Below are 21,612 nucleotides of genomic sequence, written 5' to 3'. Positions count from 1 at the left end.
CGGCGGACGGCCTGCATTCGACCGCCGGTCGAGCCGGTTGCCTCACTGGCGTGGGGCACCCGGCAGCACGTTCACGCAACCGCGCGTCGTGCCGGGTAGAGCGCATCCACCGCGGTCCCGATATGAGGGGCAAGATCGGCGCGCTGTGCCGCCATGTGCAGGTTGGCGGTCACAAAGCCGGCTGGAACGCCGCAATCGAAGGTGTGGCCGCAGAACTCGAAGGGCCGGATGTTGCGGGTTTCCAGTAGTGTGAGCATGGCGTCGGTGAGCTGGATTTCACCGCCCGCTCCCGGCGCCTGCTGCTCGATGATGGCGAAGATTTCGGGCTGCAGGATGTAGCGTCCTGAAATGAAGAGATTGCTGGGTGCCGTGCCAGGAGCCGGCTTTTCCACGAGCCCGGTCACGACAGGGCCGTCGGCCGTGGGCTTGAGCGAGACGATGCCGAACTTGTGGGCGTCCTCGGGCGCGCATCTCTCCACCGCGACGAAATTGTCACGATGGCGTTCATAGAGATCGACCATGGATTTCAGGCATGGCTTGTCGTCGACCATGAGCATGTCGGGCAAAAGCACCGCGAAGGGCTCGTCGCCGATGATGTGGCGGGCGGTCCACACGGCGTGGCCGAGACCCCGCGCCTGCTGCTGCCGCACGAAGGAGATCGTGCCGGCAGCAGGTGTGTCCTGCGCGATCCGGTCGGCCAGAGGCAGCTTGCCGGCATTGCGCAGGCTGACGTCGAGTTCGAAGGCTTGGTCGAAATGGTCCTCGATCGCGCCCTTCATGCGCCCGGTGACGATGACCACATGTTCGATCCCCGAGGCGAAGGCCTCTGCGACGATGTAGTCGAGCAGGGGGCGGTCGACGATCGTCAGCAACTCCTTGGGAATGCTCTTGGTCGCCGGAAGCATGCGCGTTCCGAAACCGGCGGCAGGAATGATGGCTTTGCGGATTTTCTGGTGCATGGCGGTAGCCCTCCTGTTCATGCGACTTTGTGAGCGGAAATAGTCTGGGGGTTGCCGGTGCCGACGGTCTGGCGAGCCATGCCGGCTTCTGTCGGGAAATCGGGCATTTCGCGGCAGGTCATGAAAGCGCGGGCCATCTGCTGCCTATCCCGCCTGCGAGAGCAGGCTGGTCCGGCCGCCGGAGACGCCGCCATGATCGCGACGCAGCAGCTGACGGTAGAGCTCGACATGTTTGCGGGCGCAATCGAGGTGGCTCGTCGGCTGCCTCATCGACGCCCGCAAGCGGTCCCAGGCCTGCGGATCGCTCAACACCTCGGCCATGCGATCGGCGAGATCCTGTGCGCTGCCGGCGCGGAAATACAGCCCGTCCTTTCCGTCGCGCACCTTTTCGGCCATGCCGCCAATGTCGGAGCAGATGAGGGGCCTGCGGTGGTGCAGCGCTTCCTGGATGACCAACGGCGAGTTTTCCCACCAGGTGGACGGCATTGCGACCCAATCCACCGACCGCATCAGGCGCGGCATGTCGGCGTTCTGGTAGGCGCCGTAGAAGCGAACGCGTCGACCCGCATCGTCGATAAGCTTCTTCAGGCGCTCCTGGAACTCGGGCGGCTGGCGCTCGAGATTGCCGCCGAAGATCATCAGGCAGGCGTCGTCGCCCCAGATGTTCTCGGGCACCCGCGAGACCGCGTCGATCAGCACGTCGACGCCCTTGAACGGCGTCAATTGTCCGAAATAGGCGAAGCGGTTCCGGTAGGGGCTATGGGGCGGAAGCTCGCGCGCCGGCACGGCTTCTCCCATGGCGATCCCATTTTCGATGACCGAAAGCTTGTCTGCCTCGATCCCCCATTCGGCGTAACGCTCGGCCAGAAACACGCTGGGGGAAACGAAGGCGTCGGCCAGTTCGAGCATTCCGCGCACGAACCGCTCGCGCTTGAGGAAATTGGAGGCGGGGATTTCGGGAAAGCATCCGTGGCAGGCGATAGGGGATGCTTTTTTGCAGAGTTGGCCGGTCGGCCGTTTAACCATCTGGCCGTGGTTGTGGCAGATCGACAGATATTCGTGGAACGTCACCAGGATGGCAGATCGCGGCAGGGCATCGCGTACTGCGTAGAGCGCTTCCATCCCGAGGCCCAGCACATGATGGAAGTGGACCACATGGGGCCGTGCGTCGCGAACGAAGCGCACGAGGTCGCGCTGCAGAGCCTCGGTATCGCCATTCGAAAGGAAGAAATGGTTGTAGTCGTCGGCATGAAACAGAAGCTCGTCCTCGGTCGGGCCAAGGCTCATGAGCGCCGAAGCACCATGTCGGGGAAGTGGGTGGCCGACGCGGGCCAGATAGACGGACTCTACGTCGGGCAGCGAATTCAGGCCCTGGTGCAGGTTGTGGGACGCGATCTCGGCGCCACCCAACGCAAGTGCCGGATGCCCATGCGAGACGACAAGGACCCGAAGCTGCTCGGTCATGCGCGCGGGCCTTCCGATGGATTTGTGTTGCCGGTTGGCGCAGCCATGCCCCTGATATCGAGGATCTTGCGGTCGATGCTCTGCACGAGAGAGCCCATCTTCGATGTGCCCGCGCTCGACGCTTCGTCGGAACCAAGCATCTGCACCGATGGCAGCCAGTAGCAGGCAAAGCCGGCGCGGCCGAGGCGAAGGCCGAGATCAAACCCCTTGTCCCGCGAGCCGAGATACCCGCCGGCAAATCCGCCGGCCTTCAGAAGAGCCTGGCGCGGCATCACACAGCAGTCCAGCGATGCTGCCGTGACCGGCGTCAGCTTGAACCCGGTCACCGCGCTGATGGGGTAGCCTTCGTAGCGGCGCGCGGGCCAGGTTCCCGCCCAGCGGACAGAATAGTCTTCATAGGCAAGGGTAGGGGAGATGATACTATTCTTGAGCGCTGCCTGGGTGCCGACAAGCTTGCGATACCAGCCGTTGTTGTTCGGGATCAACGACCCTGCAAGCAGGACCATCGTGTCCGACGACAGTGCCCGCGCTCCAGCTTCGAGCAGGTCATAGGCATCGGCTGCCTCCCCGGCCGACACCAGCCTGAGAGAGAGAGCATAGAACGAGGCGAGCTTTCCCATACGGGCCACTTGCCGGTGGAAGCGTTCCGAGGTCATGACCAGCGCAATCGGCGCGCGCTTGGTTTCCGGGTCGATCGCCAGCAAGGCGAGAAGGGGCGCGACGCCATCCTCTTCGCCTTCACCGACGCTGATGACGATCGGCGGACCGGCCGCTGCCTCGAACGGACCGGCATCGACGACGGCCTTGACCGTCGGCGACACCCTTTCGGAGGCGCAGAGAAGGGGAACGATGTGCCGGTCCATGACCTCCGGCAGCGCCCAATCGGACGGGTCGATGGCGCGTATCTGGCGTAGCGCGGCGAGGCGGGCCGCCGTCCGCAGTGGCGCGAGCGGCATGAAGGCGCGGCGGGTGTCGCGCAGTGTCAGTTCCAGGTAGAGCGGCGAAGGCTGGTCACCGTCGGGGAGCTGCGCATGGGCGACGAAGCCATGCCTGTGGCCGCCATCGCCAAATGCGCGGGAGAAGGCCGGATGATCTGTGAAGGCGTCTGTCACATCGCTGCGCTCAAGCCGGCCCCAGCCCTCGTCGAGCCGTGCTTCGCTGGTGTGGCGGCGCAACTTGACGCTCTGGACATGATCGTTGGGGTCAAGCAGCCAGCCGGAGACGAGAAAGCCCGCGCCCTCGACCTGGAAAACGTCGTCCACGCCCATGCGAACCGGAAGCGGCAGGCTCGACACGGTCTCGGTGCCGTCGAAGCTGTTGGCGGCCATGCGCAGGCGCAGCAGGATTTGCGGCGTGCTGTGTGCCCGCAGCACCGCCGCGCGGGCGTGGCCGGCCGTTTCCAGCGGCCCGGCAATCAGCTTGCGGTCGTGGACGGCCAGATGGCGCCAGCCGTGGCGGCCGCGCCAGACGAGGCCCTGGATGCCGCCGGGACTGATCGCCCCATCCATATCGAGAAGTCCGGCGAAGGCCGAGGCACCCTGCGGAATGTCCTGCCGCGCATAGGCGGCAAGGGCGCATTCCGCGACCGCGGGCCTGTCGCCGTCGACCACCACCCGGCCCATGCCAGGCATGACGTCGTTGGCCCAGCCTTGCAGGAAAATCTCTCCGTCCTGGCCTTCGCCAAGCAACTCGATGAAGCCGCAGCTCCCATGTGCGGCCTTGATCAGGGTGACGGCCGCCGACAGTCTGTTAGGGTCGGATGGCAAAGCGATGAGCAAATCCGCCAGGGCGTCGATGGTGGCGGCCAACTGATTGCCGCAAAGCTCGGCCAGCAGCGTCGCGGCTTCGTTGATCGAGACCGTTCGAGGCATGAAGACATAGCGCCTGGGTGCGCCTTCCCGCTCGAACTGTACGGTCGCGAATGTGCGATCAGCGCTGCCCGTGGACAGCAGGGCCGCGAAGCCGTGCGTGGCGCTCGGCGACGGCGTCGCCAATCGCCAGCTGATGATAGCGCAAGGTGAGACCGCGATGGGATCGTCATTGAGTGTGGCCAGTGCCGCGTCGGGTATCGCGCCGCCCGTGCCGATCACGAGCAGGACGGAGCTGCCGATCGGGCAACCCGTCACTCTTCCGGCCCTGGGGAGCCTGCCGGCGGGCCGGGACGTGGCGGTCAGAGATGGGGGAGGTCCATTGTCCACGGCCAGCATCGTGCCTCAGCCCCGTGCCATCAGCGCCATGGCGGCGCCCGCTGCAAAACCCACCAGCACGAAAAGCAGCAGCAGCAACGGCTTCAGGTCCCCGTTGGATCGCTTCTGCAGTCCGCCAAGGGTCTTCTCCATCCGGGCCACCACGCCGTCGAGTCGCATCAGGTGGACGTCGAGATCGCTCAGTCGCTGCGTGATTTCGGTGCGCAAGCTGGTGACGGCGGTGCTGATATCGGCAAGACCGACGGCCTCAGCCTCGCCGGTGTCGTCGACCTGCTGCGTGCGCAGGAAGGAACGCTGGGAGACCTGCAACTGCCGTTGTGCCGCCATCAGGACGTCCAGCCTGTCGAGCACCTTGGTGAGCGGTGCGGCGATCAGGGCTCCGGCGGCCTGCTCGTCGGGGCGGGGGACGCGCAGCGCCTGCTCGTTGCCTGTGCCGCTCACTGCCATGACGACGAGGTCGGAAGCTCGCGAGGCCGCCGGCTCCGGCAGCATGATTTCGAAGGCATGCTTGCCGTCGCCGATGCCGTTGCGCCGGAGATCGGGACGCTCGCGGTCGGCGACCGCTTCGGCAATCGTCTTGCCATCAAGCGTCGCTCGGATCGCCAGCCGCTTGTTCGGCTCGGCGGGATCGAAGGCCCAGCCGAAGACGCAGCCCTGATCTATGGCGTCGACGCGGCCATTCACCGGCTTGGTGTTGTTCTGCTCGGCCATAGCGCTTGGTTTCTCGGCACCAACGGGCATTCAACTGTTCCTCATGCTGCTTGGACACGCGCCGGCTTGATCGCCTCGATCAGCTCGAGGTAGCGCCGGGCGGTCGTATCGATGTCGTCGGGTTGGCGTGCGTTCCCCGAAAGCCTGTGCCGCAGCTCAGGCACCTCGGCGATGCGGCGCATGGCGCCAGCGAGCGCGCGTGGATCGTTGGGCGAAACCCCCAGGCCGTTGACCCCGTCTTCGACCAGCTCGGCCATGCCGCCGATGTTGCTGGCGATGACCGGTCGCCCTTGTGCCTGGGCTTCCTGGATTACCAGCGGCGCATTCTCCCACCAGATCGACGGCACGACCGTGCAATCGACGGCGGCAACGAGTTCGGCGACGTCCTCCCGCCGATAGGGGCCGCGCCGTTGCACAGTCGGTGCCGTCTCGCTGAAAAGGCGGTCGACCTCCGAGACAAAGACTTCGCTCTGAAACGGGACGCCGCCATGGACGCGCAGTTCGAATTCGAGGCCTTCTTCGATCAGCAGTCGGGCCGCCTCGAGCAGGACCGTCGTTCCCTTCCAGGGATTGAGATTGCCGAAATATCCAAATACCGTCGGACGTCCGGCGCGATCTGGCGTGGCTATTGGCTTGGGTCGGACCGGCAGGCCGTTGGGGATCACGCTTATGGCGTCCTCGGCAAGCTCCCAGTTGACGTAGCGCTGCCGCAGGAAGCGGCTTGGCGCGACGAAGTGGTCGACCGTGCTCAGCAGCGCCTTAAGATGGCGTTCCCGCAACGCAAACCGATCGAGCGGAATGTCCTTGAAGCAGGCGTGGCATCGGTCCGGGCTAGCGGTGTGGCAGAGCTCCTTGCCGCTGGTCCGGACCATCAGGCCGTCGTGGTGGCAGATCGGATAGTAGTCGTGCAGCGTCATGACAATGCGGCAGTCCGGCAGCGTCCGGCGGACGATGTGTGGAAACTCGGCGCCGATCAGCAGCAGGTGATGGATATGCACCACATCCGGCCGAAAGTCGGACAGCAGTTCCACCAGGTCCGGAACGACGCCGTAGAGGTCGACCTGGCTCATGTAGAAGCGGTCGAAATGGCCCGACCACAGCAGCACTTCGTCGGCCGCGTCGCCGAGCCCCTGGAAGCTCGTGCCGGGCCGGATCTGGCGATGAACCTGGTTCGTTGCCCCGAGGAAAAGCGCCTCGTGACCGGCTCGCTGGTAGGCGCGGAAAAGGTCGTGCGCGAAGATCTCGGTGCCGCCGGGATGGAGGGCCGGATGGTTGTGCGCCGCTACAAGGATGCGCATGCTTACCGCTGGGCTCCGCGGCATTCGGCGACATAGAGGTCCTGGTAGTGGTCGGCGTCCTGACCGCGCCAGTGGCCGAGGGATTTCAGGCTGACGACAAGCCCGGCCTTCTCCAGCGCCTGGTCCAGGAAGCCGTCGTCGAACCCGACGGCTGCAAGCGGCGGCATTTCGGGAACGTGCCAGCAGGGTCCATCGCCGTCGCGCACGAAGCCGAGCCTGGGATCGCGCCTGCCGGACGCGTTTGCCGCAGCGATTTCGTCGACGACGAAGGCGGTCATGAACAAGCGTCCGCCCGGCTTGAGCATCCTGGCGACCTCTCTCAGGTAGACGAGAACTTCGTCTGGCGGCAGGTGCGTGACGACCGATGTCATGATCACGAAATCGAACTGCCGCTCGGGATAAGGAAGCTTCAGCGCCTCGCCGCTGATCTTGCCCTGAGGGTTGTAGAGCTTGTGGGCGATGTCGAGCCGCTGGAAGGTGAAATTGGGATAGACAGGGGTGACGAAACGCCGGCACCAGGCGATGCCGCCCTCGACCGGATCGAGCCCGCTGTAGCGTCCCTTGCCGACATCAAGATATTGCGTCAGCGGAACGGCCATGCGGCCAATGCCGCAGCCTATGTCGAGCACGCGATGCTCCGGCCGCAGGCCACCCAGGCGAATGAAATGGCCAAGAAACTCCGCCCCGACGGCCCGGAAATCGCCGTCGCCGACGAACACGCTGCCTGCATCTGGCTGCGGCAGGAAGCGGTTGTTCAGGACCGCCTCCGTCAGCCAACTGACGCGAACCCTCTGGGCCGTTGGGGCAGGCCGGGTCTCATGGCGGAGAACCGCTTCGCTCATGCGGCGTTCCTTTTCGTCGCTTCGATGTCCATGGAGGCGTCATTCGCGCGGGCGCCGTGGGAATAGGCAGGCATCAGCGCGGCGATGTCGTTTTCCCAACGCTCGGTGTGCAGCCAGGAATTGTACTGGCTGGCGACGCCGCGCATGTAGTCCTGGCTGCGACTGATCGACCGGCGCTCGAAATGATAGAGACAGGCCGCAGGCTCGTAGGCGATTTCCAAACCCAGCCGCCGAATCTTGAGGCAGAGGTCGCTGTCTTCGTAGTCGCCGATGACATAGTCCTCGGTATATCCGTCGACCCGCTCATAGGTCTCCCTGAGCGTTACGAGGCAAGCTCCGGTGACGCCGGGAACGTTGCGTGCGCCTTGTGCCGGCGGATAGCGTCCGGGCATCCCCTTGTAGAAATGGTGATTGAGCCAGATACCGCGCTGGTCGCGGCCGAAATAGAGCCCGGCATGTTGCAGCGAGCCGTCCTCGAAGATCAGCTTCGGGCCGATGGCGCCGAGTTTGCGCTGTTCGAGGAGCGGTCGCGTCAGCAACTGGAGCCAGCCCGGGTCGCGCGGCACGACATCGGAGTTGAGCATCACCAGAACCGTGCCACGCGCAAAGCGAGCGCCGGCGTTGCAGGCCCGGGCGTAGCCGCCATTGCGGTTCATCACGACGAGCTTCATCGGCAGGTCGTGCAGGATATGCAGCCCACCCAGCATGTGCTTCGTCTCGTCCTCGATCTCGGGGGAATCCAGAACGAAGATGATCTCGGCGTTTTCCGCCAGCCACGGATCGGTAGCCATGCCGGACAGTTGAAAACGGAGGAAATCGAGGACCCGGTAGAGCGGCACCACGATCGAGACGAGCGGCGCTTTGCGTGGCTCGCCATAGTCCTTGGTGTGGTCGACGCTGATGGTCCGGCCCAACGCGCGCTCGACGCTTTGGAGGGCCGGGGCCAGAATGGTCCGGAACGCATCGTCGACTGCATGCTGCGGGGGCACGGCGCGCAGGATGTGGTTGCGCTGCGCTCCTGGTTCGACGGGCTGCGGCTTCGGCACGAGCGGTTTGACCGCACCGGACGCGAGCCGCAGCTGGAACCGGGGCTGGAGCAGCGGGCCAAGCGGCTCGTTCAACGGAAGCCAGGCGACAAAGCCTGTCACTGCGGTCTTGGTATTGGTCTTTGCTTCCCGGCTCCAGGCCGCGAACTCGTACCAGTTGCCGTCGAGGGGCAGGGCCGTGCCGTCCTCCTTGAGATAGTCGATGCCGGCAAGGGTTGAAGTCTGATCGTTGGTCCAGCCGCCGGCGAGCAGGCCGTCCGGCAAGGCAAGCGCGAGGTCGACGGCGGCATGCATCTGGGGCCTGGCGACTTGCCGGGCCGGAAGCGGAGCCCGCTGCTGGAGGTCGATTGCGGCTGCCGTGCCGCTGCCGGCCATCGTCGACAGTTGCCGCACGACGAACTCGCGCAGCCCCGTGCCGCCGCGCTGTTCCGCCCACCATTTTTGAAAATCGGGGTGGCGCGGATTGCAGTTCGGCAGGTTGCGGACCGCGATGCCCCGCTTGCCCAGGAACATGATGTGGAACGGTCGGGCAGGCTGGGGCGTGTCGAGAATGAAATGGCAGGACTGCCAACCGCGCTCCGAACCGCTGCCGACGACGAATTGTAGCGGCAGCCGCAGAACCGAACCGGCGCCGATGGCATAAATGCCGGTGATGTCGCCCAGGTCAGGGCTCATGTCGGTCTCGATGAGATAGCGGCGGGGCGCGATCTGGCAGACGGAACTGGCAAGCCGCGGCGCCGGCACAAGACTGAAGACGGCATCCTCGACGACACTGCCGAAGAGTTCGTCGCGCGACAGCCGGAATGCGCTGCGCCACACGGTCAGCAGATTGTTCAGGAACTTGACGCGGCCTTCCGGCGAAAGGTTGCCCAGCAGCGTCTCCACGTCGAGAAGCGGCAGCCGTGCGGCCGGCTTGAGCGTCAACGCCTGCTGTGCGTTTCCGTCCGTCGTGGCGATCTGTACATCTTCTGCGTCGTATCCCGGCTTCACTGCCCACAGCACGCACTGCCCGCCGTCGGCCCGCGGAAGCGTCATGCTGACGAGCGGGACCGGTCGGGATTGCATGGCCAGGGTGAACTTGCCCAAGGCTGGTAGTTGCGCGGGGATGTCCCAGGCCACGACAGCCACCTCCGAGCAAAGCTGGAAGGCCTGTGCCAGGCTGGAGCCGCCGCCGGCGACCTTCGAACGGTCGGACGTCACGCGTTGGTCCTTTGGATCTGTTGGAGAGGGGCGGCGTGCCCCGCAGGGGGAGTTCAGGGCACGCCGTGTCAGGCTCAATGGACGGTGAAATAGTGGTCCGGATTGGCCTGCATGTCCTTTGCATCGACATTGACGAGCGTCAGCGTGTCGCCATGGCCGAGGTCGATCACGACATTGCCACCGACCTGGGTGATGCGCGAAGCCAGATCGTCGGGGGAGGAAATGTCGAGGCCGTTGATGTGCTTCGAGATCTGCAGCAGGTCCTCGCCGGGGGTGAAGTCGAGGATGACGTCGTTGCCGCCGCCGCCATCGAAGACGAACAGGTCGTTGCCCTTGCCGCCGACCATGATGTCGTCGCCCTTGCCGCCGTTGAGGATGTCGTTTCCAGCACCGCCGAACAGGAAGTCGTTACCCTTGCCGCCCATCAGGATGTCGTTGCCGTCGCCACCATGGAGGATGTCGTCACCGTTGTCGCCGAACAGCATGTCGTCGCCGGGACCGCCGTTCAGGATATCGTTGCCGTTTCCGCCATAAAGGATGTCCGCTCCGTCGCCGCCGAACAGAGTGTCATTTCCATTGTCGCCAAACAGGACGTCATCGCCGCCATGCCCGTAGATGATGTCGTTTCCGTTGCCTCCTTTGACGAGATCATCGCCGCCAAGGGCGCGAATGATGTCGTCAAAGCGGGAGCCAAACAGGACGTCGTCATATGCGCCGCCTTCCAATGTGGCCATCTGCTTCTCCTCTTAGCCGTTTTGAACGCGCCTATCGTCGGTGGGATCCGAGGATTACGCGAGATCATTGTGCGGCGCAAAGAAGATATTCGCAATATGTGCAGAAGCATAAAATGATGATTTTTGATAAAAAATTGCTAAAGACAAGTAAATATCAGCAATTAAAACAGAAGATATATGAACAATAAAAGGATTGTAATTCTGTATTTCACGTAGTTTGTTTCAAAATTCAAACTAAATTCGGGCGTATTTGAACAGCGCTCCATGCTCCGCCGGTTCGTGTTCCGGCAGGCGCCGGAAGGCGAACAGGCAGCGTTGGGCATGGCCGGCATTTTCCGGCCTAACTCACGCCGAGTTGGGATCAATCTTCCCTGAAGGCGCGATTGAAGCTGTCGGTGACGGGAGAGACGAGGTAGTCGATCGCCCGGCGTGGCTTGTGCACGATCAGCACCTCCGCCGGCATGCCGGGATAGAGCCGCATGTCCGGGTTCGCCGCCAGCGAGTTCGGGTCGACCTGGGCTCGCGCGACGAAATAGGCCATGTTCGATTTTTCATCGACCGACTGGTCGGCGGCCACATAGATGACCTTGCCTGCCACGGGCAGATGCGAGCGCTGATTGTATGCCGTCAGCCGGATCTGCGCCTGCGAGCCGACGGCGATGCTGTCGATGTCGCGCGTGCTGACATGCATCTCGATGAGCAGCGGCTCGCTTTCCGGCACGATGTCGAGCAGCGCTTCGCCTGGTGTCACGGCACTTCCAGGCGTGCGCACGCGGATGTTGGTGACGATGCCAGCCTGCGGGGAGCGAATCTCGAGGCGGCGCAATACGTCCTTGGCACCGACAATTCTCTCCTCGACGTCAGCAAGCTCGAGGCGGGCTGTGGTGATTTCGCCGGCAATTTCCGACTGGAAGTCGCGTTCGATTCCCGTCAGCGCAAGTTCGGCGCCTGCCTCGGCCTTTTCGGCCTGGGCTCTCTGGCCGGCAAGCTCTCCGCGTCTTGCTGCGAGCTCGTTGAGCCGCGCATCGATCTCAATGAGCTTGGAGCGTTGGGCAAAGCCCTTGTCCACCAGCGTTGCGATGGCCGATCTCTGTTCGTTGATGAGGCCGATCTGCCGGTCGATTGCATCGACCTGGATGGTCAGGAACTTGGATCGCTCGGCATATTCCTCGATCGTCGTGCGCTGGATGCCGTTGCGCCCGGTCTTGGACTCCAGGCGCTTGTCGAAGAATGCGCGTTCGGCCGCCATGGCGTCTTGGATCGCAGCGTCGCTGCTGCCGGCAAATTCGTCGGGGAAGCCAATCACCTCGCTGCCAGCCTGTTCCGTCTTTAGTCGCGCCAGCTTGGCATTCAGGCCGATCCGCCGGCTCTCCAGGCCTTGCAGATCGGCGCGGGCCCGCGTGTCCTCAAGCATTATCAAGGGCTGGCCGGTCGCGACCTGGTCGCCTTCCTGCACCAGCACTCGGCTCAGCACGCCACCTTCGAAATGGCTGACCGTCTTGCGTTTCGAATCGACGACGACCGTGCCGCTAGCCACCGAGGCGCTGCTGAGGTCGGCGAAGAATGCCCAGCCGAGAAATCCGCCGAACGACACCAGGATCGTCGTCAACCCCGCAATGACGAGGCGACGGAGCGGCGAGCGGGCTCTGCCCTCGGCCATCTCCAGCTCCATCGCGCTTGTGGGCAGCGGCGGCCGTGGCTGATGGTTCGCGATTGCGGGCCTGCTGACAGGCTGGATCTCGGCCCGTGCCGACGATGTCGATTTGTGCATCATGATGCCACCACCTCGCGCGACGGTTGGGCTGACCTCATCGAGGCGACCACATCAGTGCGCTCCCCGAACTGGGTGATGCGTCCATTTTCAAGGACGAGCAGCTTGTCGGCGACTTCCATGATCGTCGGCCTGTGGGCGATCATCACGACAATGGCGCCGTCGTCCCTGGCCTTTTCGATCGCACGGACGAGCGCGCGCTCGCCGACGGCATCGAGATTGGCGTTGGGCTCATCCAGCACGATCAGCCGGGGACGGTCGTAGAGGCAGCGGGCAAGCGCGATGCGCTGCTTCTGTCCGCCCGACAGGGTCAGTTGGCCGTCGCCGACCGGCGTGTCGTAGCCAAGGGGCAGGCGGCCGATCATGTCGTGGACGTCCGCCAGCCGTGCGGCCTCGAGTACCCTGTGCGGGTCGCTGTCTTCCATTCGCGAGATGTTGTCCCGGATCGTCCCTTCAAGCAGCGAAACCGATTGTGGAAGATAACCGACCACCCGGCCAAACGAGCCGCGCTCCCAGAGATAGACATTGTTGCCATCGAGAAAGATGCCGCCCGACGTCGGCTTGAGCACGCCGACCAGCAGCCGCGCCAAGGTCGATTTGCCCGCTGCGGAGGGGCCGACCAAGCCCAGCACCTCGCCGGGGGAAAGGGAGAAGGAAATGCCCTTTATGATTGGCACGTCCATACCGGGCGCAGCGTAGACCAGCTTGTCGACGACGAGGTCGCCATGTGCATGTGGCGTCGGCATCGCCTGGCGCACCGCCAGGTCCTCGTTCAGGCTTGCCTCGAGCCGCCGCCAGCCGGCAATCGCCAGGACCCATTGCCGCCAGTTCTCGATGATGGAATCGAAGGGCACCAGCAGCCGGCCAACAAGGATGCTTGCCGCCATCATGGCGCCGGGGCTGACTTCCTGTTTTAGCACCAGCAGCGCGCCTGCCGCGAGTGTTACGACCTGAATCACGTAGCGGAGCACGCGGGTGATCGCCGACATCGCCCTGCTTCTGCTGCCGCTGCTTTCGAGCGCTTCCAGCGCATGCATCTGTGCGCCGCGCCATCGCCGAGCCAGCGCCGGCAACATGCCCATCGCCTCGATCGCCTCAGCGTGACGAAGCGATCCGGCAATTTTCGACACCGACTCAGTGTTGGTCTGGCTTGCCTCTTTCATCAGCTGGCGCGTGAGCAGGTCTGTAACGACACCGCAGCCCAGCAGCAGCGCCACCGAAATCGCGCCGACCATGCCGAAAAGGGGATGCAGCAGGAACAGTGCGCCCAGGAAGATCGGCGACCAGGCGGCATCGAGAGGTGCGCTGACGGCCGACGAAGTGAGGAAGCCGCGCAGCTCCGTCAGATCGCGCAGCGACTGGCTTGCGCGCGAAACCCCCTGGTCGACGGAGGCCTGAACCGCAGCCGCCAGCAGCGGCAGGTTCAGCCATCGCGTCACCGCACTCGCCATCGCCTGGAACGACATGGCACGGATGAACTCGAGCACGCCGTAGATTACCAGCGCGCCGACCGCCAGAACCGTCAGCATGACGAGGGAATCGATGCTCTGGCTGTTTAGCACCCGGTCGTGTACCTGCAGCATGAACAGCGGCATCGTCAGCTGAAGCAGGTTGATGCAGGCGCTCAGCAAGGCCGCATAAAGGAGCGTCACGCCAAATACACGCCTTGCCTGCAGGACGAGCAACCTCGGATTGAGTGTCCCGTTTTGGGTGGCAGCTGCCCCATTTTGGGTCTTGCCAACTGGCTTTTTTCGAACAGTATCGAACATGGGCGATTTGGCCTGGGGCTTACGTGTTTCGTGATTTGAGGTTATTATCTGCATCTCATGCAGAGCATATTGCAACATCGCTGTCGTCAGTGTGACACAAAAAATATAACACTCTCAAGGGCGGGAATCCGGGGTGGGACGTTGTTGAATTTTACTTCAAGTTTTGAAGTAAATTACAAAAATAGGAGAGAGGGATGACACAAGGACTTCTCTACCCATCCATGGGTCTGGAAGACGTTGTATTAATGCGGAACGGAGGCGACAGGCTGCACGTCGCCCCTGACCAGCCGCGACGCGATCAGCCTCAGCGCGAGCAACAGCTCAGCGATGCTCCGCAGGTCTCGTGTTTCGACCTGGCTCGGCTGCTCGAGCGATCCAGCCGGCGCTTCTCTGGCCTGGTGAGCGCGGAGCTTACGCGGCTGGGCGTCGACGACATCGGTCCTGCCCAGGTGATGGTTCTGCTGGCCATCGGCGACACCGAGCTCTCGGTCGGCGAACTGCTCGATCGCGGCAACTATGTCGGCTCGAACATCTCGTACTACCTGAAGCAGTTGACCGATGGCGACTACATCGATCGGGTCACCTCCCAGCGCGACAAACGCTCGGCTCGAATCAGGCTGACGGAGAGGGGCAGGCAACTCTGCGCCGATCTGCGGGAAGCGGCGAAGGCCTTTGAACGGGCATTTTGCGGGGAGCAGGACCTGAGGGATCTCGCAACCGCCTTCCAGGCGCTGCACCGGCTCGAGCTGGTGTGGGCCAATGCCGCGCGCTACGGCGTTTGATGTGCGGCTGAGGGTCGGTTCCTCGTCGCAGGCTGGCTGAACGTCATGCACGTAGCCTTCGTGCATCGGCGTGGCTTTGGCCAGTTCGCCGCCCTCGCTGCGCATCTGGCGCAGGCCGGAAACGAGGTGAGCCTGGTAACTGAGGCCGTGGATCAGCGGATTCCGTCGGTGCGTGTCGTGCGCCACCGGTCGGAGCCGGGCCCGCGGGCGCATCCGCAGATGGCCCGCCATCTCGGCATACCCGATCACCATGCCCGGATCGGCCATCGCGTCGCCGAGACGTTCGACGCGATGGCGCGCCAGGGTCAAAGCCCTGACATCGTCATCGGCCACATCGGCTGGGGCAGCATGATGTTCGTGAAGGACGTGCTGCCACATGTGCCGGCACTCGGCTACTGCGAATTCTTCTATCGGGCAGATGGAGCGGATATCGGATTTGCCCCGGACAGCCAGCCCGACCTCGAAACGCGCAAGCGGATCAGGCTTCGCAACATGGCGCAGCTCATTTCGCTTGAGGCGCTTGAGGGTGGCATAAGTCCGACCCAGTGGCAGAGGGGTCTTTATCCGGCGGATGCGCAAGCGCGCATCACCGTGTGTCACGAGGGGATAGATACGCAGCGTATGCGTCCCGATCCGATCGCCTCCCTGAAGCTGCCGGACGGACGCGTGCTCAAGGCCGGCAACCCTCCCATCGTCACCTTTGTTGCGCGCGACCTTGAGCCCTACCGTGGCTTTCCGCAGGCACTGGAGGCGGCGTCCAAGGTCATCCGCAAACACCCCGACGCCCTGTTCGTCTTCGTCGGCGGCAACGGCGTGAGTTACGGCGCGCCGGCTCCCGGCGGGGTATCGTGGAAGGAGCATCTGCTCGCGTCGCTGGATCTTCCGGAGGGCAGGGTGATTTTCCCAGGCCCGGTTCCGTATGCGGTCTTGCGTCAGCTCTTCCAGATTTCCGCGGCCCACCTCTATCTGACCTACCCGTTCGTCCTTTCCTGGTCGGTCCTCGAGGCGATGGCCTGTGGTGCGCTTGTCATTGGTTCCGATACCGCTCCCGTCCGCGAGGTCATCAGCTCGGGCCGCAACGGCATCCTGGTGCCGTTCTTCGATACGGACGCTCTTGCCGAGTCGATCCTCGATGTCCTGAAGAGTCCCGACGGCTTCTCCGACCTCAGGATCGCCGCGCGCCGGACGATCGAGCAGCGCTTCAGGCTGGGTGAGTGCATCGCCAGTCAGGCTGGCCTGATTGCGAAAATGACGGGATAGACCTTGCTCCTGTTCTTGAAGTTCGGATTGTGTGATTATTACTTCAATTTTTGAAGTATAGTTGGAAGTAAATTCCTAATTTTTATTATTGTCCGCAGCTTCGATTGTTGCTACGTGTCTCTTCGAATGATTGCCAATGATTTTCGTATCTGAGTAAATTCAGATTTCGAATTATATTGTTTTTATTGAGGGTGATGCGTGCAAATGTTGATGTCTTCTGGCGGGAAGCAATCGACGGCGAGTATAAAACTGATTGCCGCGTCGGATATTGACCGGGACAATCTTCAAAAGGCTGGAATTGACCATCTCGTCGTCTTTCTCGGCGACGGCATTCGCTCGCAGCCAATCCTCAAGAACACCTTTCCTCTCATTGCCGTAGCCTTTTCGGACGAGGCTGAAGCTGATCTGAAGGATGGTCTCGTTGCGCTCAGGCGGCTTGCAACGGTGCCGGAAGTCCCCATTCAGCGGCTCGATGCCCGAAACGGGGCCGAGATGTGCGCGCTCATTGTTGCGCTGGCCGAGGGTGGGTTGGGGCGGCTGTCGCTGTTCACCGCCTCAATGTCCTCAGAACTCGCCATGCTTCGTCGGGAGCGTGAAGTGCTGTTCGAAAACTACCGCGCGCTCGAAGACGCATTCCAGGCGCGCAACTGGGAGCCGACGACGGAAGTTTTCGGTCACGACCCATACGTCGACCCCAAAGACGAAGGCATCGGCCAGTTGCTGTCGAGCGCCTATGTCGAGCAGCTTCTGCCTGTCTCCAGCCAGGGCGTCGCCGGCATCGCCCTTCATCTCCATTCGGTGCCGAAGGATGGTGCTGAACTGGTCGTCACGATGAGTTATGTCGAGAGCCGAGAGGGCGTGGCCGAGTGGAGCGTTCCCGCCTCGAAGCTCGTCGCGAGCTGGAATTTCTTCTCGCTGCCCCGAGCTTGTGGATTGGGGGCGAAGACATTGCGGCTGCGGGTGTCGACCACGGGCCACGAGATGATCGGGCTGTCGCTCGGTTTCCCGATTGCCAGCGAGCGCTACACGGCGCGGACGGAAACGTCGCATCCCGACCTCGATTTCAGGCCGCTGGCATTCCGCGTGTTCACGGGACTGCCCGGTGTCAAGCCGGCCCGCATGCCCAATATGATTGCGCCCACCGATCTGCTCGACGGCCAGTTCATCGAAGATTATCGCCTGGCGCCGGATCTCTTGAGCCGCATCGTCGATGTTTCGGTCTCTCCTGTAGTCCCCGAGTTCCAGACCGTCCGCTTCCTCGAGCATGAGCACGCGGTTGTGTGCCATCCGCTGCCGAGCGGAATTTCCGCCGGCGCCGTCAGCCGCGCGGTTGAGCCTGGCACCATTTCGTTCTCGGCGAATGCTGTGATCGACCATCCGGAAGGCGCTCCGGCGGCCGTCAGTTTCCTGCTTGCCCCGGCAAATGCCAACGCTCGCTCCGAAGTGGCGGAGCTGGTGCGTACCGGTTCGGCAAAACCGTCGGCCTTTTTCAGCGGCTGGCGCGAGGTCGGCCCCGATCAGTCAATCAACATCAACATGCACATGGACGAACCGGTGCGTGCGCATATGGATCTGATGATCCTGAGTCGCGCCGTCACCGGTTCGGTCGATTTCTCCTGGCTCAAGGTATCGGGCTTCCGGCTGGTCAAGCAGTCGGGGGAGGCGATCAATGCCCGCCGGTAAGCACGATCTGATTGTCGTGGCGATGCCGCTTTACGGCCATGCCGCGCTGGCCATGGAGGCGCTGGAATCCGTCCTGGCTTCGACTGTTGCCAATTGCCGGATCGCCATTGTCGTGTCGGTCGACGGCGACCCGCGGCACGAGGCTTTCGACCTGCTGCTGCTTTATGCAGCCAGCCATCCGCAGATACATGTGGTGTTCGGCCCCAATGCGGGGCCGGGCGGGGCGCGCAATCGCGCGATCGACTACGTGCTTGAAAACCTGCCTGAGGCCAAGGCGCTCTATCTGCTCGATGCCGACAACAGGGTCTTGCCGGGCACCATCGAGACGCTCTACGAGCAACTGCTCACAAGCGGCTGCGGCTGGGTCTACACCAACATCGACACCTTCTCGGTGAACTGGCGCGCGCACTACGGCAACCGCTATTCGCGGCTTGTCCACTGTATCACCGACAACATTTGCGACACCGGCTCGATGATCTCCATCGACGTCTTCCTGGCCGGCGTGCGCTTCAACGACGACCGGCAGAACGGCTTCGAGGATTGGGAGTTCTGGCTTTCCTGCATCGAACATGGGTTCGTCGGCGTCCCCTCGCACGACACCACCTTCGAATATCGGTTGCGGGCTGAAAGCCGCTTCAAGGAAGCCAATCGCGAACGTGCCACTTCGGTCAGCTTCCTGAGGAAGCGCCACAAGGCGCTTTTCCAGCGTCCGATGCTGGTCGAATTCGAGCATGAGGAATGCCCGCGCTATCTCTTCGCGCGCACCGAAGATGCGGCCATCTCATTCTTCACCGACCCGACCAAGCCGCCGAAGATGCTTCGCCTCGACGACATCATCCCGGATTTCTGGGCTAGCATCGGCGAACCCGACAACGTCCACTTCCCGCCTTTCCTGATCGCCGGCAGCGGCGCGACGCTCGACCTTTTGCGACGGTCGCGCATGTTGCCCAATGTGCTTTGCCACCTGGAGCGCTTGAGTGAGAAGGCGAACATCGTCTTCGTCCAACTCGGCAACGATGCGACGCAGCGCAAGATCGAACCGGTGATCCTGGAGTCGGGCACCTCCCAGGCTGCTTCTCCGGACCTCATCTTCATTCCGACGTCGCTCGTGCGTGACGTGATCCAGAACAACGCGCTCGACTGGTTCGCCTCGATCGGCAACCAGCAAGTCTGGCCCACCTCGGCCGTGCTGAAGGTGCGGTTCCCGTTCCCGAGGAGCCGGCCGCGGCGGTCGCTGATCACGCCCCAGCAGGTGATGATCAACTGCGTCAACGCCATTGCAACGAGCCCGTTGCGCCAGACAGCCGGTGCGCGCTGGACATGGCGGCCGGCGCGGCTTGTGCCTTTCGCCGATTTGTACAAGTCGCTGCGCAAGGAGATCGGCGGCTCACCCGTCCTGCCGCTCGGCCACAGTGACGGCAAGCGCACTGCTGCGCTGCTCGTGCCCAATGCCTCGTTCGGCGGTGCCGAGAAGGTGGTCTATGCGGCTGCGCGCGAGCTGAAGAAGGCCGGGTTCGAGACCCATCTTTTCGTGCTCGGCACCCAGCGCATGGACGTCATCGACGAGTTCGATGCTAGCTTCGATCACATCCATTTCTGGAATGAGGGCATTCCGGCCTGGGGAGGTTCGGGCCAGTTCCTTGGCCAGGACTTCATCGCCGAGCACCACGACGTCGACTGGGGCGCGCTGAAGGGCCAGCTCTCGGGCTTCGACCTTGTCATCAACAACCACGTCATGTCGGTTCATCCGCTGATCGCGCGGCTGCGCTCGGAGGGAACGCGCACCGCCTGCTATCTGCACGTCGTCGACAACACCTCGTTCAAGCGACCGGCCGGCCAGCCCTTCGCGGCAATCGCCCATGAACATTGCTACGACTCTTTCCTGACGTGCTCGGAGCAGCTCAAGATCTACCTTCGCAGTTTCGGCGTGCCTCTCGAAAAGGTCTTCGCCGTGGCCAATGGCGCGAGCTTTTCGGTGCCTCCCAAGGCGCTTGCCGAAGTGGTGTCGGCAAGACGGGGAGAGCGCAAGGACGATCGGCTCCGCATCCTCTATATGGGACGGTTCGACCAGCAAAAGGGCATCGACCGCCTTGCTGCGACGATCGCAGAGCTGCACGCCGCGCGCGTTCCCGTCGAAATCAGGGCGATCGGAGGCGAGATTCTCGCCGATTCCGCCGTTTCCTGGACTGAGCAGCTGAAGGACCTCGGCGTCGACGTGCACCCGCCCGTCTTCGCCAGCAAGGAACTGATCAAGGCGCTGGGCTGGGCCGACGTGCTGGTCATGCCCTCGCGGTGGGAAGGCGCTCCCTTGATGATTGCTGAAGCCCAGCAACTCGGCTGCGTTCCCATCGCCACCGGCGTCGGTGCCGTGGGCGAACTCATCATCCATGGCGAAGACGGCATCCTCATCGATGCCGACGTCGATTCCCAGGTGGTGCGGCAGATGGTCGGGGTGATCGAGGAAGTTGCCCGCGATCGCCGCAAGCTCGTTCCGCTCATGGAGGGCTGCCTCAACTCGGCGGCTCGAAGGTCGTGGACAAGTTCATTTTCGGAATTCCTCGGTTGGTGTGACGGCGCGGTGAACAATTCATCGCTGTCGCGCGCATCGATCATGCGCCGGCCAGAGGCGGCCGACGTTGAGGTCGCGGCGGCGGGCTGAAGCGCGTCCACCAGTTCTATCAAGCAGAAAGGTCTAGTTGTATGCGTCCAAGGATCCTCGTGACGGGCATTCCTGGCCACTATTCGCGCCTTGCAAACGGCGCCAACGGATTGGCCGTCTCCTATTCGGAACGGCAGAAGCAACCCGAGTCGAAGGACGAGTTCCTCCAGGAATTGCGCAACATCAGCAACACCGGCAACTACCTGATCGGCGAGGGTGCTTTGCGCGCGCTGGCGCCCCATGCCAAGCAGGTGCCGTTCTGGCATCTCTACAATTGCAGCCGCAACGGGGAGGGCTTCGACCAGTTCAATTCCAGCTTCGACATCTGCGTCTTCACCTGCGCCAACTTGCTGCGCAAGGGCCTGTCCGCCGACGCGGAAGCTGAGGTGTTGAGCAAGCTCAAGATGCCGATCGTCATGCTCGGCATCGGTCAGCAGAACCGCAAGGACCTCGAAAATGCGCTGCCCGAGGGCACGAAGCGGCTCTTGAGCATCCTCAAGGAGCGGGAGCACTATTTCCTGACGCGCGGTTTTGAAACCACGGGTTTCCTGAAGGACCAGGGTTTCTCCAACGTCCAGCCGACCGGCTGCCCATCCGTCTATTTCATGCCCGACAACATGCGCCGGTCGCTGAGGAAGCTGCCCGGCGTGCAGGTCGGCAAGGCGCGGACCATCTTCTCGGGCTACCTCGGCGGCAACCAGGACGCGATCATCGACGCCAACGCGCTGGAGCCGCAGGATTCGGTTCCCCAATATGTCGTCCAGGACGAGTTCCTGCATTTCGACATGAGGGTGGAGCCGAATGCCGAAGGGCGCGTCTACGACTCGTCCTCCGGAAAGATGATCGGCGATCTCGCCTATCCAGGCACCGATCGGCTCAAGAAGCCGTTCGAAGTGCGCACCTTCTTCGATAACAACCAATGGCGCGCCTGGGCCTCGTCGATGGACTTCAATTTCGGCCGCAGGTTCCATGGCTCGATCATTGCCATGCAGGCAGGGGTGCCGAGCCTCATGGTGGCGGTGGACGACCGCATGCGCGAAATGCTGGGCTTCACCGGCTTGCCGTCCATCGACGCAACCGATGTCGACAAGGCCGAAAACCGGGCCGAGTTTGTCGCCGATCATCTGGCCGGTCTCAACGCGTCCGAACTGGTCGACCGCTACTCCGATCGCGAACGCAACTTCCGCACGGCGTTGCGCGAGATCGGCATCGGCCATTAGCCGCCCC

The 21,612-nt window shown here is 63.2% G+C and carries 15 protein-coding genes; 5 read left to right on the top strand and 10 right to left on the bottom strand.

What is annotated here, in order from left to right:
• Nucleotides 1–71 precede the first annotated feature (71 nt).
• The 10 genes from NDO48_RS18515 to NDO48_RS18470 all read right to left on the bottom strand — a co-directional run bounded on the left by NDO48_RS18515 (nucleotide 72) and on the right by NDO48_RS18470 (nucleotide 14,001).
• Nucleotides 72–959, bottom strand: coding sequence for a UTP--glucose-1-phosphate uridylyltransferase (locus NDO48_RS18515; RefSeq protein WP_267322019.1), 888 nt, complete (start codon nucleotides 957–959; stop codon nucleotides 72–74).
• 144 nt (nucleotides 960–1,103) lie between these two features.
• Nucleotides 1,104–2,423: a glycosyltransferase family 4 protein gene (locus NDO48_RS18510; RefSeq protein ID WP_018426705.1), complete on the bottom strand. Its 1,320-nt coding sequence runs from the start codon at nucleotides 2,421–2,423 to the stop codon at nucleotides 1,104–1,106.
• Nucleotides 2,420–4,630 (bottom strand): hypothetical protein, encoded by a 2,211-nt coding sequence (locus NDO48_RS18505; protein ID WP_416377212.1) that lies wholly within the window; start codon nucleotides 4,628–4,630, stop codon nucleotides 2,420–2,422. The genes NDO48_RS18510 and NDO48_RS18505 overlap by 4 nt, the downstream gene beginning before the upstream one ends.
• Before the next feature lie 6 nt (nucleotides 4,631–4,636).
• Nucleotides 4,637–5,371: a membrane protein gene (locus NDO48_RS18500; RefSeq protein ID WP_026226936.1), complete on the bottom strand. Its 735-nt coding sequence runs from the start codon at nucleotides 5,369–5,371 to the stop codon at nucleotides 4,637–4,639.
• Nucleotides 5,372–5,382: 11 nt separating this feature from the next.
• A complete protein-coding gene (locus NDO48_RS18495; protein WP_267322018.1) occupies nucleotides 5,383–6,639 on the bottom strand; it encodes a glycosyltransferase family 4 protein in 1,257 nt (418 codons plus the stop codon).
• Nucleotides 6,640–6,641: 2 nt separating this feature from the next.
• On the bottom strand, nucleotides 6,642–7,481 hold the full coding sequence (locus NDO48_RS18490) for a class I SAM-dependent methyltransferase (RefSeq protein WP_018426709.1): 840 nt from the start codon (nucleotides 7,479–7,481) through the stop codon (nucleotides 6,642–6,644).
• Nucleotides 7,478–9,727, bottom strand: a complete 2,250-nt coding sequence (locus NDO48_RS18485; RefSeq protein WP_018426710.1) for a glycosyltransferase family 2 protein — start codon at nucleotides 9,725–9,727, stop codon at nucleotides 7,478–7,480. The genes NDO48_RS18490 and NDO48_RS18485 overlap by 4 nt, the downstream gene beginning before the upstream one ends.
• Nucleotides 9,728–9,801: 74 nt before the next feature.
• The gene (locus NDO48_RS18480) at nucleotides 9,802–10,461 is read right to left on the bottom strand and encodes a calcium-binding protein (RefSeq protein ID WP_018426711.1); all 660 of its coding nucleotides are present in this window, start codon (nucleotides 10,459–10,461) and stop codon (nucleotides 9,802–9,804) included.
• A gap of 361 nt (nucleotides 10,462–10,822) precedes the next feature.
• Nucleotides 10,823–12,121: an HlyD family type I secretion periplasmic adaptor subunit gene (locus tag NDO48_RS18475; protein ID WP_416377211.1), complete on the bottom strand. Its 1,299-nt coding sequence runs from the start codon at nucleotides 12,119–12,121 to the stop codon at nucleotides 10,823–10,825.
• A gap of 110 nt (nucleotides 12,122–12,231) precedes the next feature.
• Complete coding sequence (locus NDO48_RS18470; protein ID WP_026226937.1) at nucleotides 12,232–14,001, bottom strand: type I secretion system permease/ATPase; 1,770 nt, start codon at nucleotides 13,999–14,001, stop codon at nucleotides 12,232–12,234.
• A gap of 194 nt (nucleotides 14,002–14,195) precedes the next feature.
• On the opposite strand from NDO48_RS18470, the gene NDO48_RS18465 reads away from it, so the two are divergent.
• From NDO48_RS18465 to NDO48_RS18445, 5 genes are all read left to right on the top strand, one after another.
• Nucleotides 14,196–14,783: a MarR family transcriptional regulator gene (locus tag NDO48_RS18465; RefSeq protein ID WP_245262131.1), complete on the top strand. Its 588-nt coding sequence runs from the start codon at nucleotides 14,196–14,198 to the stop codon at nucleotides 14,781–14,783.
• A gap of 45 nt (nucleotides 14,784–14,828) precedes the next feature.
• Nucleotides 14,829–16,043, top strand: coding sequence for a glycosyltransferase family 4 protein (locus tag NDO48_RS18460; RefSeq protein ID WP_018426715.1), 1,215 nt, complete (start codon nucleotides 14,829–14,831; stop codon nucleotides 16,041–16,043).
• 210 nt (nucleotides 16,044–16,253) lie between these two features.
• Nucleotides 16,254–17,726 (top strand): DUF6212 domain-containing protein, encoded by a 1,473-nt coding sequence (locus NDO48_RS18455; protein WP_267322016.1) that lies wholly within the window; start codon nucleotides 16,254–16,256, stop codon nucleotides 17,724–17,726.
• Nucleotides 17,713–20,385: a glycosyltransferase gene (locus NDO48_RS18450; protein WP_018426717.1), complete on the top strand. Its 2,673-nt coding sequence runs from the start codon at nucleotides 17,713–17,715 to the stop codon at nucleotides 20,383–20,385. The genes NDO48_RS18455 and NDO48_RS18450 overlap by 14 nt, the downstream gene beginning before the upstream one ends.
• Nucleotides 20,386–20,426: 41 nt before the next feature.
• Nucleotides 20,427–21,605 carry a polysaccharide pyruvyl transferase family protein gene (locus NDO48_RS18445; RefSeq protein WP_018426718.1) on the top strand — a complete coding sequence of 393 codons (1,179 nt, stop codon included), beginning with the start codon at nucleotides 20,427–20,429 and terminating at the stop codon, nucleotides 21,603–21,605.
• The last annotated feature ends 7 nt before the right edge of the window (nucleotides 21,606–21,612 follow it).

Source organism: Aminobacter sp. MET-1 (assembly GCF_026521175.1).
GTDB lineage: Bacteria > Pseudomonadota > Alphaproteobacteria > Rhizobiales > Rhizobiaceae > Aminobacter.
This window is presented reverse-complemented; position numbering and strand designations above follow the sequence as displayed.